Raw genomic sequence first — 14,208 nt, 5'->3', positions numbered from 1 at the left:
GGGCGGGGCGCGGGGGCATCAGCCGACCACCCGGCGCAGCAGCTCGACCAGCACGGGTGCCAAGACGGCGACGCCGTAGCCGATCCCGGCGCTGCGCAGGGAGCGCTTGGCGCCCTCGACCTCGCCGGGGTCCAAGCCGCCCAGCAGCATCCGCACGCCGCCGACGGTGGCGAACAGCGTCGCCAGCCCGACCAGCAGACCGACCATGACGTCGCGCAGGTTGGTGATGACCTGGTCCAGGCTGGCGGCGGCTGCGATGCCGGTCGCGGCCATCGCCACTCCCGGCACCATCACGCTCGCGCCGACACAGCCGACCACCCAGGCGGCCGAGGCGACCAGCAGCCGCCTCGTGCCCGGCCCGCGCCGCCGCGCCCGGTGCCTGCCGCGCGCCGCGCAGTGCGGAGCGCGGCCCAAGCCCGGGGCGTTGGTGTTGCCGAAGGCCGCCGGGGGCGCGGGGACGGGCGAGGCCGGGCGCGGCGGGCACGGCAGCCGGGGCACCAGCGCGAACGGCAGTCCGGTCGGCAGGCGGGTCGGAAAACCGGTGGGGAGAGCGGGCAGGAGACGGCGGATGTTCATGACGGTGACCTCCGGCGGGCGCGGTCGAGCACGGTGGATGAGGTGCGGGGCGGGTGAAGGGGCGGCGGCGGAGCCGGACCGGCGGGGCTTCTGGGCCGTCCTCCTTCGAGGCGTCTCAGATCCGGTGAGCGGTGGGGACCGGGTGAACCGTGCGCCCGGCCAGTCCGGCTCCGCCGCCGCGCCCTTCAGCAGGTAGAAGAGGGCGCCGAAGCCCGATTCCCGCCGCGCCCGCCGGGCTTTACCGGGACTTGACCGTCGAGGATCGCCGCCGCGAGGCGGGCCTCGGCGCGCTCGCGCTGCCCGTACAGCCGCCGCCGCGGCACCTCCAGGCGCTTGGCCAGGTCGGTGACGTTCACCTTGCCCAGCCGCGTCACGGTGATCAGGTCGGCCTCGTGCCGGGTGAGCACCCCCAGCTCGACGGCATCGGCGATCGCGGCCGAGGGATCGATCTCGGTGTCGTGTCGGTGCGCCTCGGCGGGCGTCGGTTCGTGCGGCGCGGGGGCGCGCAGCAGTTCCCCGGTGACGGGGTCGTCGGGGTCGGTGGGGTCGAAGACGTGCTCGCGAGTGAGGCGCTGGCGGGTGCGGTTGGCGGCGTGGCGGGCGCTCCACACCAGGCGGGAGATGATGCCGGGCCGGTCCAGGTCGACGGTGGCGAGCGCGGCCACGAACGCGGTGACCATCTCGGCGGTGATGTCGGCGGTGGTGTCGCGGTCGCAGCCGCGCACGGCGCGGGCGGCGGCGCGCCGCAGTCCGGGCAGGGCGACGCCGAAGCATCCGATCACCCAGGCCGCCTTGCCGGTGCGGGCGTGCTGCACCAGCGCGCGCCAGACCGCGTCGATCGCCTCGCCGTCGGCGGTGGTGCCGCCGGCGCGGCGCAGCAGCAGGCCCTCCAGCTCGTGCAGCCCCATCACCTGGCACGGCAGGCCGTGACCCAGGGGCGTCAGGTCCAGGGAGAGCGGGGCGGGGCCGGTGGTGAGCAGCCGGAAGGCGTGGGCGACCTGCTCGATGGCGTTGCCGAAGCACCGCTCACTCCACAGCAGGGAAGGGACGAACGTCAGGGCGGAAACCGTGGCGGGGGTGGGGAGCGGGAACGGGGGGCAGATGTCGCGGTCGGGCAAGGCAACCTCCGAGGTGAGCCGGATGAGTTGCCACCACAGATCCACCACGACCAGGAAGGCACTAGGAGGGGTGAGGGAGGAAACAGGGAAGGATGTGGCGGAGCGGCTTCACTCGAAGACGGCCTTCCATGAGACCCCTGACCTGCACGAACGAGAGAAGACCGCGCTGAGGTGATGCCTGATGGGTAAAGGCCACCTCAATCCTTCATGAGGACGCCGAACTGGGCCGACACCCCGAGCTTGGGGTCGTCGGCAAAGAGATGTTCAACGATGAAGTCGTGCTGGTGAAGGGCTTGCCGACGCCGTGTGCGAAGGCACGACACCACCCGTGCCCTCGTCGCCGATCTTCCTCAAGGGATAGCACTTGTGATCATCATTGAGTTGGTTGACACCTTCGCCGGCTGCTGGGCGTGAAGCCAAAACGGGCATCTTTAGCAGCGGCGAAGTCTCAGATGGCATCACCGGTTTGTAAGTCGAGGTCCATCGGCGGACCGTCCACTCGGTGTCGATCGCTTACTCGAAACCCTCAACTACCCGATCCCGCGTTGCCCGGTGACGGCTGGCTCAGCGGCTGGAGCCTCGGACCAGAGTGGACAGGAATCGAATCGAATCCTCGACACGGTGCTTGATCGTGCGAAGGGCGGGGATGTCGTAACGTCCGGCCGTGCCATGTGTGCCCTTGTTGAACTGGGAGAACAGGTTCATTACGTCATTGACGTTGGTCTCTACGAAGTCGCCCAGAGCTTCGTAGTCAGCCCCGTTCAAATCGAGCAGGTAGCCGATCTTCTCTCGCCGCGCGACCGCCTTGCCATCGGGTCCTCGCTCGCAGTTGGGCTTGGCTTGCAGCACCGCGGCGTCGGGAGCCTTCATGTTGATCAGCTCTACGATGACCTCGCGAGCACTGGTGCAGAAGTGTCGTGCAGCGTCAGGATTTCGTGGATTGATTGCGAACCGGGCGCCCTCCCAGCGGTTATGCAGGTCTAGTGACAGGGCGGACAACTCGTCAGTGAGTGACGTTTCCTCGATCTCTTCCTCGTGGGCGGCTGTCTCGCCCAGAAGGGCGTTAGCGACGTATGCGCTGTTGGCCGTCTCGGCTTCCGCCAAGTCGGCCAGCTCTTGCCCGCGCTCATTCCACAGTTCAGACTGTTCATCGACGTGAGAGTACGCGGTGTGCAGCGCGATAGTAGAGGTCTGCACCGTGATGTAACGGGTCGTTGAGCGCTGACGGTTGAACCGCGAGATCTCGGCGGCGAGTCGCTGTTGATTGGATCGCACGCGCGCGTTGTGCGCGCGTACTTCGCGGTTGTAGTCGTCGATGGCGCGGTTCACTTTGCGGTTGTGTGCGGCGGCCTCGCGGTTGTACTTGTCGATGGCCTGTTTCTGCTTACGGTTGTAGTCGTCAACCATGCGTTTGTACTGAGCAGGAGTGACCTTTCGCGGCATATCAACCCTCCATGCGTAATGGTATCGACTGACGTACGACAGAAAACAGTGGGCAGCGCTCTGGAGCGCTTCCCGCTCACTACGTCACTCAGAATAACTCTCCGTACCGACAGTCCGCCGCTGGTTATCGAGCGGACCACTCGGCTTCAGGCTCGGCCTGCTGACGATGGTCTCTACAGCCCGGCGCCGAGCATGAAGTAGTCCTCGAACCCGTCAGCACCGTTCCACCGAGATGGAGGACTCGGGACCACTGACCAACGATCTGGCTCCCGACCTCAGCGGGATAGCTACGGGTGGAAGCTCAGGAGCCTGCAAGGTTTTACCCGGCTGGCGCGGGAATCGGGCCGACCGAGGTGCTTCTACCTGACAGGGACCGGGTGACCGTTGCGGGTCACTCACGATGAACACCACACCGCCCGACCAGCCCGACCCGACCAATCCCTCCAACCCACCGGAGCGATCCGGCACCGGCCACTCCGGCCGCGCCGTCACCGCGCGGAGTCTGCTGCCGCTGACCGTTTGGCTCGCCGCCGACACCTCGCCCACCGCGCCACCCGCCTCCTCGTCCGCTTCACCTGACGGCGGACCGCGTGGACAGGGCACCGCACGGCTGTGCGGGCTGCACCAGCGCGCCGTCGGCGCCGAACTGGCCCGCCAGCTCATCACCACCTGCACCGCCCCCGGCGACGTGGTCGCCGAAGGGTTCACCTGCAGCGAGGCGACCCTGATCGCGGCCGCGCAGACCGGCCGGCGCGGTGTGGCGCTGGTGCCGCACTTCCCGCTCGCCCAGCACATCGGCGCCCGCCTGCGCGCGACCCTGCCCGCCGAACAGCTCGCGGCGGTGGCGATGCGCCCCACGCGCCCCGACCAGATGGCGCGCGGACTGGCCGACCACCTCGGCGAGGTCGCCCTCGTCGTGGCCGCCCCGCCGCCGTACGAGGTCGGCGGGCAGCACAGCGCCAAGGGCGGCGACCTGCGGTGCCCGGCGTGCCGCGCCGAGCTGTGGATGCTCTCGCACGAGCAGCTCGCCTTGTTCCTGGCCGGGGCGTGGAAGGTGCTGCGGCCCGGCGGAACCCTGGCCGTCATCACCACCGCCCGCCACGAGCCCACCGGACGTCTGGCCGACCCCGCGCCGCGCGTCATCCGCCAGGCGAGCTTGCTGGGGTTCCACTACATCCAGCACGTCATCGCGCTGCGCGTCCCCATCGACGGCGACGCCTTGGTCGTACAGGCCGGCCCCGACCAGATCGCCGAACTGCGCCCACCACACTCGCCCGCACTGCCGCCCATCGCGCGCGTGCATGCCGACGTGTGCCTGTTCACCAAACCCGCCACCGCCGGACAGCAGGGAGACGCGCGATGACCGGCGACCTCACCCCGCCCAGCCCCTCCACCCCCGGCGCCGGGGAGCGGCTGCTGCTGTCGGTGCTGGCCACCGCGCAAAAGCCCTCGCGCGACCAGCGCAAGGGCCGTTACACGCCCGAGTCGATGCGCCACCCGGGCAAGATGCTGCCTGCCATCGCCGCCCAGGTCATCACCGCCTTCACCCGGCCCGGCGACCTGGTCGTCGACCCCATGTGCGGGATCGGCACGACCCTGGTCGAGGCCGCTCACCTGGGACGGCACGCCATCGGCATGGAGTACGAGGCCGACTTCGCGCGCATGGCCGCCGCCAACATGGCCCGCGCCTACCACCAGGGCGCCTGCGGCACGGGATCGGTGGTCTGGGGCGACGCCCGCACCATCACCGGCGTCTTCCCCTACCACCACCGCCAAGCCGCGCTCGTGCTCACCTCACCGCCCTACGGGGCGCACACGCACGGGCACGTCACCACCGGTCGCGACAACGGCGGCAAGGTCACCAAGGCCAACCACCGCTACTCCCGCGACCGCGCCAACCTCGCCCACCAGCCCCTCCCCGGACTGATGGAGGGCTTCGAGCGCATCCTGACCGGCGCCGCCGAACTGCTGAAGCCCGGCGGCATCGCCGCGATCACCGTCCGCCCGATCCGAGTGCGCGGCGTACTGGTCGACCTGCCCGGCGCCGTCATCGAGGCCGCCGAACGCGCCGACCTGGTCCTGACCGAGCGACTGGTGGCGCTGCTGGCCGGGCTGCGCGGCGGCGGCCTGGTCCCGCGGACCTCCTTCTTCCAGGGCCTGGAGACCCGCCGCGCCCGCGACCGCGGCCTTCCGGCCTGCGCCACCGCCCACGAAGACCTGCTGGTCTTCCAACGCCCCATCTACCCCAAGGGAGAGCGGTGATGAGCCGCCGTATGCGGCTGAGGCGTGGCCAGGCGCCTCGGCGCGCCGGCACCGATGAGAGCTTCAGCAAGACCACCGAACTGGTCGCCCGCCTGCAGATGGGGGCCTGCGGACGATGCGGAAGCGCCAAGTACCTCTCCCGCCGCGACGCCCGCAGGGCCGCCCGCATCGCCTCGCCCGGCACCCGACTGCGCGCCTACCGCTGCGGCGTCTTCTGGCACCTGACATCCCCATCCGGCCGTACCCAGCACACCGCCTCCACGGTCACCGCGCATCCGCGCAGGTCGGCGGTATCTCGCGGGCTTGACAATCCGGATGAAGGGGAGCGGTCATCGACCCGCCACGCCCCCGGCCGAACCCCGGCCGCGACGGCGCGGCCCGGCCACCGGAACCCACCGGCGACCGGACACCTCCGGCACACCGGCCGCCCTCGGGCGGGCGGTGACCGCCTCCGACCACGAGCCACACCCAGCAAGCCGCCGCGCACGGTCACGTCGGACGAGCCGCCTCGGCTCACCCCCGCCGCGGCCCGCGCACTGCGGCCCCTGCGCGGCAACTCGTCCGCACAACTCCACCCACCGCACCCGCAAGGAGACCCGACCATGCCCCAGCTCCGCCCCGGCGACCAGCACCGCCCGGCACCGACCCGGTTCGCCTTCTACGGCTACACGTGCACCGGCCCACTGGTCGAAACCCCCGGCCGCGACCAGCAGTTCTGCGACCTCACCCGAGCCCAGACCCTGACCGAACAGCTGGGCGGCCAGATCATCACCCAGTACTACGACATCGACTCCGACCACCGCCTCCACCCCCGACTCCGCCCCTGGACACAGCGCCCCCAGGCCCGCCTCATGCTGGACGCCCTGCCCAGCCACGAGTTCGACGCCCTCATCGTCGCCAACATCACCCCCTGGCTCTTCGCCGGGGACGACGTGTGGGACGTGGTCGCCCTGCTCGCCCGCCACGGCATGACCTTGTGGACGCCCGGCATCCACCGCCCCTTGGACCCGACGAACCCCGAACACGCGTTGATGGCGAGCATCTACACCGGCACCGCAGGTGAGGGGAACGGCCCAACATCCCGCCCGGATGCCGACGGCTCCTCGGCCGGAGGCCGATCGTGACGCCGAGGCCGACCGCCGCCGACGTGAAGAATCTGCCCGCCGCCGTCGACCTGGTGACCGCCGGACGCGCCCCGGGCATCGGCCACACCCGCGCCCACAAGCTCGCTCAGACCGGCGACCGGACGCGCGCAGGCGATCGACCGCCTTCGGGCGGGCGGTGAAGGCGCCTGACAGGAAGGCACCGCGCGTGGTCGTGCCGGACGAGCCGCCTCGGCTCACCCCCGGCGCGGCCCGCGCTTTGCTTGCCCTCCTGCGCACCGCACATGACCAGCTCCACCCCGATCACAGCGAGGAGAAGGCCGAGTGTCCCGACCGAACTCACCGTCGCCAGAGCCCATGATGCGATTCGCCCTCTACGGACACGCGATCATGCGCGGCACCGAGAGGTTCACACCCCGCTTCCACGAATGCCGCTGCCTGGCCGCGGCCGAAGAACTGACCGCGCCCCATGGCAGCATCGTCGCCCGCTACTTCGATCTCGATCGCGAACAGCAGCCGGGCACGAGCCGGCGCGGCCGACCGACCTGGGACCAGTGCCCGCAGGCCCGCGCGCTCACCCAGGCCGTCGGCACCGACCTGTTCGACGCCGTCGTCATCCCCGAACTCAACCGCCACACCTTCCACGGCGTCACCCTGTGGGACTTCAACGCCTACCTGCGTCTGCACGGCAAACAGCTCTGGACGCTGGGAACCGCCGGACCCGTCGACCCCACCAACCCGACGCACGTCCTCTACCTCCTGCTGTTCGCAGGAGTGGCCGCACCGTCCCCGCCGGTCTGCCCGCAACACATCACGGACTGTGGGAAGGACGGTGACGCTCGATGAGCGGACGCTTCGCGTTCCTCGGCAGGGTCTCCACCGAGGACAAGCAGGACCCCGACGCCTCGCACGCCTGGCAACTGGGCCGGGCGCGCGCGCTCATCGAACCCCGCGGCGGGGAGATCGTCGCGGAGTTCTTCGACATCGACAAGTCCCGCTCGATCCCCTGGCAGCGGCGCCCGCACGCCTCCGCCCTGCTGGCCGAACTGGCCAATCCCGATCGCGGCTATGAGGCCGTGGTCATCGGCGAGCCGCAACGCGCCTTCTACGGCAACCAGTACAGCCTGACCTTCCCGGTCTTCGAGCACTACGGCGTGCAGCTGTGGGTGCCCGAGGTCGGCGGCCCGATCGACCCGGCCAACGAGGCCCACGACATGATCATGGGCGTCTTCGGCGGCCTGTCCAAGGGCGAACGCAACCGCGTCAAGCTGCGGGTGCGAGCCGCGATGAACGCCATCACCGCCACCGAGGGCCGCTATCTGGGAGGCCGACCGCCTTACGGCTATGAGCTCATCGACGCCGGCCCGCATCCCCATCCCGCCAAGGCCGCCGACGGGAAGCGGTTGCACAAGCTGAAGGCGCACCCGGCCCACTCGCTGGTGGTCACGTGGATCTACGAGCAGTACCTCAAAGGGCGCGGCCTGCTCGACATCGCCGAGGAGCTCACCCGCCGCGGCGTGCCCTCGCCCTCGGCCGCAGACCCCGACCGCAACGGCCACCGCTGCCAGATCGCCTGGTCCAAGAGCGCCATCCGGACGATCCTCACCAACCCGCGCTACACCGGCCACCAGGTCTGGAACAAGCAGCGCAAGGACGAGGTCCTCATCGATGTCACCGACGTCGCGCTCGGGCACGTGACCAAGCAGCGCTGGAATGACAAGGAAAAGTGGATCTGGTCCCAATCTCCCGTGCACGACATCCTCGTCCCGCTCGAACGATTCGAGCAGGCGCAGCAGCTCCGCGAGTCCAAGGGTCGGGGCCCCACCAGGCACAAGCTCCATGCAGCCACCCACCCCTACACCTACCGGGGCTGCGTGCGCTGCGGGTACTGCGAACGCAACATGGAGGGCACCTGGAACAACGACCAGGCGTACTACCGGTGCAAGTTCCCCCAGGAGTACGCCCTGACCAACAAGATCGAACACCCCAAAACCGTCTACCTGCGCGAAGCCGAGATCGGAAACGAAATCGACGGATGGCTCGCCACCGTCTTCGCCCCCACCCGCATCGCGGCCACCATCGAGATCCTCACGGCCGGCGACGACGCCGGAGAACTCGGCACCGCCGCGCTCCGCAAGGAGATCAAAAAGTGCGAGACCAAGCTCAGGCAGTACCGGGCCGCCCTGGACGCTGGTGCGGACCCCGCCGAGGTCAGTGAATGGATCAACAACACCAAGCAGGTACGCGCCCGGCTGGAGGGGCAGCTCCGCAGCTCAGAACACAACCGAGCGCCGCGGGAACGCATCGCGGAGATACTCCACCACCTCGGAGACCTCGCGAAAGTCGTCGCGTCGGCCGACCCGCACGACAAGGCGGACCTCTACAACCGGCTCGGCCTCCGGATGACCTACTACCCCCAGAAACACCTAGTGGAGGCCCGGCTGGCGCCTGACCTCCACATGGGGGAATGGTTTGTGTCCGAGGGGGGACTTGAACCCCCATGCCCCGTAAAGGGCACTAGCACCTCAAGCTAGCGCGTCTGCCTATTCCGCCACCCGGACAGGTGTGCTCGCCGCGGTGCCCCGCAGCGTGCTTCACCATACCAAAGGTCAGGAGTCGCGGCGAAGTCGATCGAGCGGGCACCATGGTCGGGTACGTGTGTTCCCAGGCGCGAAGGTGATGAACGTGGGCCAGCAGCCGACCGCGGAGGACGAGGTCGTCCGGATCTGCCAGGAACTGATCCGGATCGACACGAGCAACCCCGGCGACAACTCCGGGCCGGGGGAGAGGGCCGCCGCCGAGTACGTCGCCGAGCAGCTGGCCGAAGTCGGGCTGGAGCCGCAGATCTTCGAGTCGCACGAGAAGCGGGCCAGCCTCGTCGTGCGGCTGGAGGGCGAGGACAGCGGGCGGGACGCGCTGTTGCTGCACGGGCACCTGGACGTCGTGCCGGCGCGCGCGGAGGACTGGACGCGCGACCCGTTCGGCGGGGAGATCGCCGACGGGTGCGTCTGGGGGCGCGGCGCGGTCGACATGAAGGACATGGACGCGATGATGATCGCGGTCGTCCGGCAGCGGATGCGGGAGGGGCGGCGGCCGCCGCGGGACGTGGTGCTGGCCTTCCTCGCCGACGAGGAGGCCGGCGGGTCCTGGGGCGCGCAGTGGCTCGTCAAGGAGCACCCCGAGCTGTTCGAGGGCTGCACCGAGGCCGTCGGCGAGGTCGGCGGGTTCAGCCTGACGGTCCCCGGCGACAAGCGGATGTACCTCATCGAGACGGCGGAGAAGGGCATCGCGTGGATGAACCTGACCGCGAAGGGCACCGCCGGGCACGGGTCGATGGTGCATCCGGACAACGCGGTCACCGCGATCGCCGAGGCCGTCGGGCGGCTCGGGCGGCACGAGTTCCCCGTCCGGCTCACCGGGACGGTGCGGGCGTTCCTGGAGCGGGCCTGCCTCGCCTACGGCGTGGAGTTCGATCCGGAGGACCCGGAGAAGTGCCTCGAGGAGATGGGGCCGCTGGCGCGGATGATCGGCGCGACGCTGCGGCACACGCTGAACCCCACGCGGCTGGACGCGGGATACAAGACGAACGTCATTCCGCAGACCGCCGGCGCGCAGGTCGACGGGCGTTATCTGCCGGGTTATGAAGCGGAATTCTTCGCGACCGTGGACGAGCTTCTCGGTCCGGATGTCCAGCGCGATTTCGTCTATAACGACATGGCGCTGGAGACCGGGTACGACGGCGCCCTCGTCGCGGCCATGGAGGCGTCGCTGACCGCGGCGGACCCGGGCGCGCTGCCCGTCCCGTACTGCCTGAGCGGCGGGACGGACGCCAAGCACTTCGCCAAGCTCGGCATGCGCTGCTTCGGGTTCGCGCCGCTCCGCCTCCCCCCGGAATTGGACTTTTCCGGAATGTTCCACGGGGTGGACGAGCGCGTCCCGGTCGACGGATTGCGCTTCGGCGCACGGGTTCTCGACGATTTCCTCGGACGCTCTTGAGAATTCCTTGGTGAAATGCCGCCGGGGGTGCGATGCGTGGTGCTAGCGTCACCGAACGTGAGGAGCGGTCGACCCGCTCTCGATGATCGGTGACGGCGAGGGAGAGACCACGTGGCGAGCGACCCGGTGGCGAGGGCGATCATCGCCCTGCCGCGCCGTGTCGCGTCCGGCCGCCTGGCTCAGCGCCTCCTCGTGGTCGCCGGCATCCTCGCGGCCGGGTGGCTGCTCGGCGGCGCCGCGCAGGCGGCGCACGCCGACACCACGCCCGTCGCCGACGCCGTCGGCGTCGCGGCGGACACCCCGGTCGTCGGCGACGCGCTGCGCGCCGTCGACCCCGGCGGCGCCCTGCGCGCCGCCCGCGGCGGCGCCGAGCGCGCCGCGCACGACGTGACCGCCGGTGCCGCGCAGCGGCAGCCGGTCGCGTCGCTTCCGCCGGTTCGGGACGAGGCCGGGCGTCCGGCCGCGGACGTGCCCGCGAGGCACGCCGCGCCGCGCGCCGAACGGCCCGAGGTCCCGAAGCGGGTGCACTCCCCGGCCCAGCGGCGCACCGCGCACCAGCGGCGCGCGGTCACGCACCGGCGCTCCGCGCACGGGCGTCCCGCGCACCGTGTCGCGCACCGCGCCGTGGACCGTGCTGCGTCCATGGCGGGGATCCCCCGCCCCGGGCTCGACCCGATCGGTGCGGACGCCTCGTCCTCGCACCAGGCTGAGGCCCCGCTCGCACCCGTTCCGGCTCCCGCGCAGGCGGGCCCGGCGCTGCCGGCCCCCGGGCTGATCATGCTCGGCGGCCTGGCCGGCGCCGTCACCCGCCGCCCGCCGGCGCTCGCGCGCCCGTCGGGTGTGCTCCTGCGCGTCTTCGGTGCGCTTCCGCCGGCCGTCCGCACCGCCGCGGACGAGCCGTCCTTCGCGCCCGACTAGTTCCCGACCGCCGACCCCCGGCACGGCACCCGAGCGGCTTCGGGTCCGGCGCCCCGGGGTCCGTCGCCGTCCCCTGGCGGCCGTAGGTCACCTTCCCGATCGAGACGAGCGCGCGAGCGTGCGCTGACGCGCGCCTCCACATCTCGATTCGTCCTGAAAAATCATCTCCCCCGAACGGAGCATCATGCGTACCTGGGCTACTGGCACGGCGCGTGCCACCCTCCTCACCGCCGGTTTCGTCGCGCTCGGCGTCTCGGTCGTCCCGACCGCGGCGCTCGCCGACACCACCTCGGGCGAGTCCGGCGTGCTGAGCGGCAACCAGATCAACGCGCCCATCTCGGCGCCCATCAACGTCACCGGCAACTCCGCCGCGGTCGCCGGCAAGGCCGCCGGCGCCTCCAAGGGCGGGGCGACGGTCGGCAACGGCGGCAGCGGCGGCGGACAGACGACCTCCGGCAAGTCCGGCGTCGGCTCGGGCAACCAGGTCAACGCCCCGGTCTCGGCGCCGGTCAACGCCTGCGGCAACGCCGTGGCGGTCCTCGGCAAGTCCGGCGCGGGCTGCGAGGGCGGCGCGTCCGTCAAGAACGGCGGCGGCCACGGCGCCGGCGGCCACCACCGCACCGGCGGCGGCGCCGGCGGCGGGCAGACCACCAGCGGGCAGAGCGGCGTCGTCGCGGGCAACCAGGTGAACGCGCCGGTCTCGGCGCCGATCAACGCCTGCGGCAACGCGGTGGCCGTCCTCGGGACGGCCGGCGCCGGCTGCGAGGGCGGCGCGGGCGTCGCCAACGGCGGCGGCAGCGGCGGCGGGCAGGCCACCTCCGGGCAGAGCGGCGTCCTCGCCGGCAACCAGGCGAACGCCCCGGTGTCGGTGCCCGTCAACGTGTGCGGCAACTCCGCCGCGCTGCTCGGCGACGCGGTCGCCGGGTGCAAGGGCGGCGCGTCCGTCAAGAACGAGGGCGGCAACGGCGGCGGCCAGACGACCTCCGGCAAGTCCAGCGTCGGCGGCGGCAACCAGGTGAACGCGCCGGTCTCGGCGCCGATCGACGTGTGCGGCAACGCCGTCGGCAACGCCGCCGCGGCCTGCCAGGGCGGCGCCTCCGTGCACAACGGCGGCCGGTCCGGGGGTGGGCAGACCACCAACGGCGACTCCAGCGTCCTCGGCGGCAACCAGGTCAACGCGCCGATCTCGGCGCCGGTCAGCGTCTGCGGCAACGCGATCGCCGTGCTCGGCAAGGCCGGCGCGGGCTGCCAGGGCGGCGCGACCGTCCACAACGGCGGCAGCGGCGGGGGCGGGCAGACGACGTCCGGCACGTCCGGCGTGCTCGCGGGCAACCAGGTCAACGCGCCCGTCACCATCCCGGTGAACGTGTGCGGCAACGCCGTCGCGATCCTCGGCGACGCGGCCGCCGGGTGCGACGGCAGCGCGACGGTCAAGGGCGGCTCGAACGGCTCGGGCAACCACACCCAGGGCGGCAACCAGTCCAACACGCCCGTGCAGACCCCCGTCGACGTGTGCGGCAACACCGCCGCCGTCGCCGGGCACCCGCAGCCGCAGTGCGACGACGGCCCGAGCTGGGGCGGCGTCCACCCGGGCCAGCCGCACCACCCGGGCCAGCCGCACCAGCCGAGCCACCCCGGCAAGCCCGTCCACGGCAAGCCGTCGCACCCCGGCAAGCCGCACCACCCGGGCCAGCCGCACCACCCGGGCCACCCCGGCAAGCCGGTCCACGGCAAGCCGTCGCACCCCGGCAAGCCGCACCACCCGGGGCACCCGGGCAAGCCGGTCCACGGCAAGCCCGCGCACCCGGTCAAGGGGCACCCGAAGAACGACTGCGACCGCGTGCCGGCCAAGCCCGCCGCGCAGTCCCCGGCGCCCGCGCACGCCGTCCTGCCCGCCATGCCCGGCCAGGGCAAGGCCCTGCCGCTGAGCCCCGGCGCCGCGATGCCCGCGCTGCCGCAGCTCCCGGCCACGGCCGGCGCGCGCGGCACCGGCCTCACCGGCCTGCTCGGCGGCGCGCAGGGGTTCACCCGCACCCTGCCCCTGCGGACCGCCAACGCCCGCTACTCCGGTAACGGCACCGGCGCCGGGCTGCCCCTGCTCGACGGGCTGAAGGCGCAGGACTCCGCGCCCGCGGCCGTCTCGGCGCCGCTGCTGTCGAACTCCCGCTACAGCCGGCCGAGCGACCTGCCGGGCCTGGACGGCGTGAAGCTGCCCGCGACGTCCAAGCTGCCCGCCGGCGAGAACGTCCAGCCCACCCTCGGCGGCCTGGACGGCTCCCGGATGAAGCCGGTCGCGGCGAGCGACCCGATGGCCGGCGGCGGGAAGGGCTCCTTCCTGGTGCTCGCCGCCGCCGCGGCCATGGCCGCGCTGTCCGGCGCGTTCGGCCTCACCCGCAAGATCGGCCGCCGCTGACCCCGCGTCCGGCGCGGACCGCGGCGACGCGGCCCGCGCCGGACGCTCCCTGACCCGGCCCGCACCAGCGCGCCGGACCGGGGACGGCGGCACCGCACGGACGGCGGGCCACTCGGAGGCCCGCCCCCAGGCGGTCCCGCCGGCCCTGTCACATGATGTCCGCGGGACGCGGTACCGCCGCCCGTCCCGCGCCTGGGCGCTTTCCCTGCTCGGCCCGCGCGAGCGCGTCGAGCAGGGGAGAGCGCGAGACCACTTCGGCGCAGGGCCACTCGGAGGCCCACCGTCAAACGGTCCCGCGAGCCCGCTACGTAATGTCCGCGGGGCGTGGCACCGCCGCCCGTCCCGCATCTGGGCGCCTTTCCGGCTCGGCCCGCGCGAG

11 protein-coding genes, 1 tRNA gene and 1 pseudogene are annotated in these 14,208 nt (G+C 72.0%); 9 read left to right on the top strand and 4 right to left on the bottom strand.

The features are described 5' to 3' along the window. Positions 1–18: 18 nt before the first annotated feature. The 3 genes from K1Y72_RS36840 to K1Y72_RS33380 form a co-directional block, all read right to left on the bottom strand. On the bottom strand, positions 19–576 hold the full coding sequence (locus tag K1Y72_RS36840) for a pilin (RefSeq protein WP_258574422.1): 558 nt from the start codon (positions 574–576) through the stop codon (positions 19–21). A 185-nt stretch (positions 577–761) separates the two neighbouring features. After that, complete coding sequence (locus K1Y72_RS33385) at positions 762–1,694, bottom strand: hypothetical protein (protein ID WP_220170523.1); 933 nt, start codon at positions 1,692–1,694, stop codon at positions 762–764. A 564-nt stretch (positions 1,695–2,258) separates the two neighbouring features. After that, the gene (locus K1Y72_RS33380) at positions 2,259–3,137 is read right to left on the bottom strand and encodes a pPIWI-associating nuclease domain-containing protein (protein WP_220170522.1); all 879 of its coding nucleotides are present in this window, start codon (positions 3,135–3,137) and stop codon (positions 2,259–2,261) included. 400 nt (positions 3,138–3,537) lie between these two features. Between K1Y72_RS33380 and K1Y72_RS33375 the strand changes: the two genes are divergently transcribed. The 6 genes and pseudogenes from K1Y72_RS33375 to K1Y72_RS37675 form a co-directional block, all read left to right on the top strand. Then, a complete protein-coding gene (locus K1Y72_RS33375; RefSeq protein ID WP_220170521.1) occupies positions 3,538–4,500 on the top strand; it encodes a class I SAM-dependent methyltransferase in 963 nt (320 codons plus the stop codon). Next, complete coding sequence (locus tag K1Y72_RS33370; protein WP_220170520.1) at positions 4,497–5,399, top strand: TRM11 family SAM-dependent methyltransferase; 903 nt, start codon at positions 4,497–4,499, stop codon at positions 5,397–5,399. The genes K1Y72_RS33375 and K1Y72_RS33370 overlap by 4 nt, the downstream gene beginning before the upstream one ends. A gap of 602 nt (positions 5,400–6,001) precedes the next feature. Next, on the top strand, positions 6,002–6,523 hold the full coding sequence (locus K1Y72_RS33365; RefSeq protein ID WP_220170519.1) for a recombinase family protein: 522 nt from the start codon (positions 6,002–6,004) through the stop codon (positions 6,521–6,523). Next, positions 6,520–6,684 carry a hypothetical protein gene (locus K1Y72_RS33360; protein ID WP_220170518.1) on the top strand — a complete coding sequence of 55 codons (165 nt, stop codon included), beginning with the start codon at positions 6,520–6,522 and terminating at the stop codon, positions 6,682–6,684. The genes K1Y72_RS33365 and K1Y72_RS33360 overlap by 4 nt, the downstream gene beginning before the upstream one ends. Before the next feature lie 175 nt (positions 6,685–6,859). Beyond that, positions 6,860–7,348: a hypothetical protein gene (locus tag K1Y72_RS33355; protein WP_220170517.1), complete on the top strand. Its 489-nt coding sequence runs from the start codon at positions 6,860–6,862 to the stop codon at positions 7,346–7,348. After that, positions 7,345–8,250, top strand: a pseudogene (locus tag K1Y72_RS37675) (recombinase family protein); the annotation flags it as partial. The gene K1Y72_RS33355 and the pseudogene K1Y72_RS37675, both read left to right, overlap by 4 nt. Before the next feature lie 727 nt (positions 8,251–8,977). Here K1Y72_RS37675 and K1Y72_RS33345 read toward each other — a convergent pair. After that, positions 8,978–9,063 (bottom strand) — tRNA-Leu (locus K1Y72_RS33345). A gap of 118 nt (positions 9,064–9,181) precedes the next feature. Here K1Y72_RS33345 and K1Y72_RS33340 point away from each other — a divergent pair. From K1Y72_RS33340 to K1Y72_RS36830, 3 genes are all read left to right on the top strand, one after another. Then, on the top strand, positions 9,182–10,498 hold the full coding sequence (locus K1Y72_RS33340) for a M20/M25/M40 family metallo-hydrolase (protein ID WP_220170516.1): 1,317 nt from the start codon (positions 9,182–9,184) through the stop codon (positions 10,496–10,498). 111 nt (positions 10,499–10,609) lie between these two features. Further along, positions 10,610–11,416: a hypothetical protein gene (locus tag K1Y72_RS33335; RefSeq protein ID WP_220170515.1), complete on the top strand. Its 807-nt coding sequence runs from the start codon at positions 10,610–10,612 to the stop codon at positions 11,414–11,416. A gap of 184 nt (positions 11,417–11,600) precedes the next feature. Continuing rightward, positions 11,601–13,829, top strand: a complete 2,229-nt coding sequence (locus K1Y72_RS36830; protein WP_258574419.1) for a chaplin family protein — start codon at positions 11,601–11,603, stop codon at positions 13,827–13,829. The last annotated feature ends 379 nt before the right edge of the window (positions 13,830–14,208 follow it).

Origin of the sequence: Actinomadura parmotrematis (assembly GCF_019458805.1) — a bacterium.
In the GTDB taxonomy this organism is placed as follows: Bacteria; Actinomycetota; Actinomycetes; order Streptosporangiales; family Streptosporangiaceae; genus Spirillospora; species Spirillospora parmotrematis.
The sequence above is the reverse complement of the archived record's forward strand: the minus strand, read 5'-3'. Positions and strand labels throughout refer to the sequence as shown.

Bases quoted from the DNA above. Each gene is read 5' to 3' on its own strand.
- K1Y72_RS36840 (WP_258574422.1), bottom strand. From the start codon at position 576: ATGAACATCCGCCGTCTCCTGCCCGCTCTCCCCACCGGTTTTCCGACC.
- K1Y72_RS33380 (WP_220170522.1), bottom strand. From the start codon at position 3,137: ATGCCGCGAAAGGTCACTCCTGCTCAGTACAAACGCATGGTTGACGAC.
- K1Y72_RS33375 (WP_220170521.1), top strand. From the start codon at position 3,538: ATGAACACCACACCGCCCGACCAGCCCGACCCGACCAATCCCTCCAAC.
- K1Y72_RS33370 (WP_220170520.1), top strand. From the start codon at position 4,497: ATGACCGGCGACCTCACCCCGCCCAGCCCCTCCACCCCCGGCGCCGGG.
- K1Y72_RS33365 (WP_220170519.1), top strand. From the start codon at position 6,002: ATGCCCCAGCTCCGCCCCGGCGACCAGCACCGCCCGGCACCGACCCGG.
- K1Y72_RS33355 (WP_220170517.1), top strand. From the start codon at position 6,860: ATGATGCGATTCGCCCTCTACGGACACGCGATCATGCGCGGCACCGAG.
- K1Y72_RS33340 (WP_220170516.1), top strand. From the start codon at position 9,182: ATGAACGTGGGCCAGCAGCCGACCGCGGAGGACGAGGTCGTCCGGATC.
- K1Y72_RS36830 (WP_258574419.1), top strand. From the start codon at position 11,601: ATGCGTACCTGGGCTACTGGCACGGCGCGTGCCACCCTCCTCACCGCC.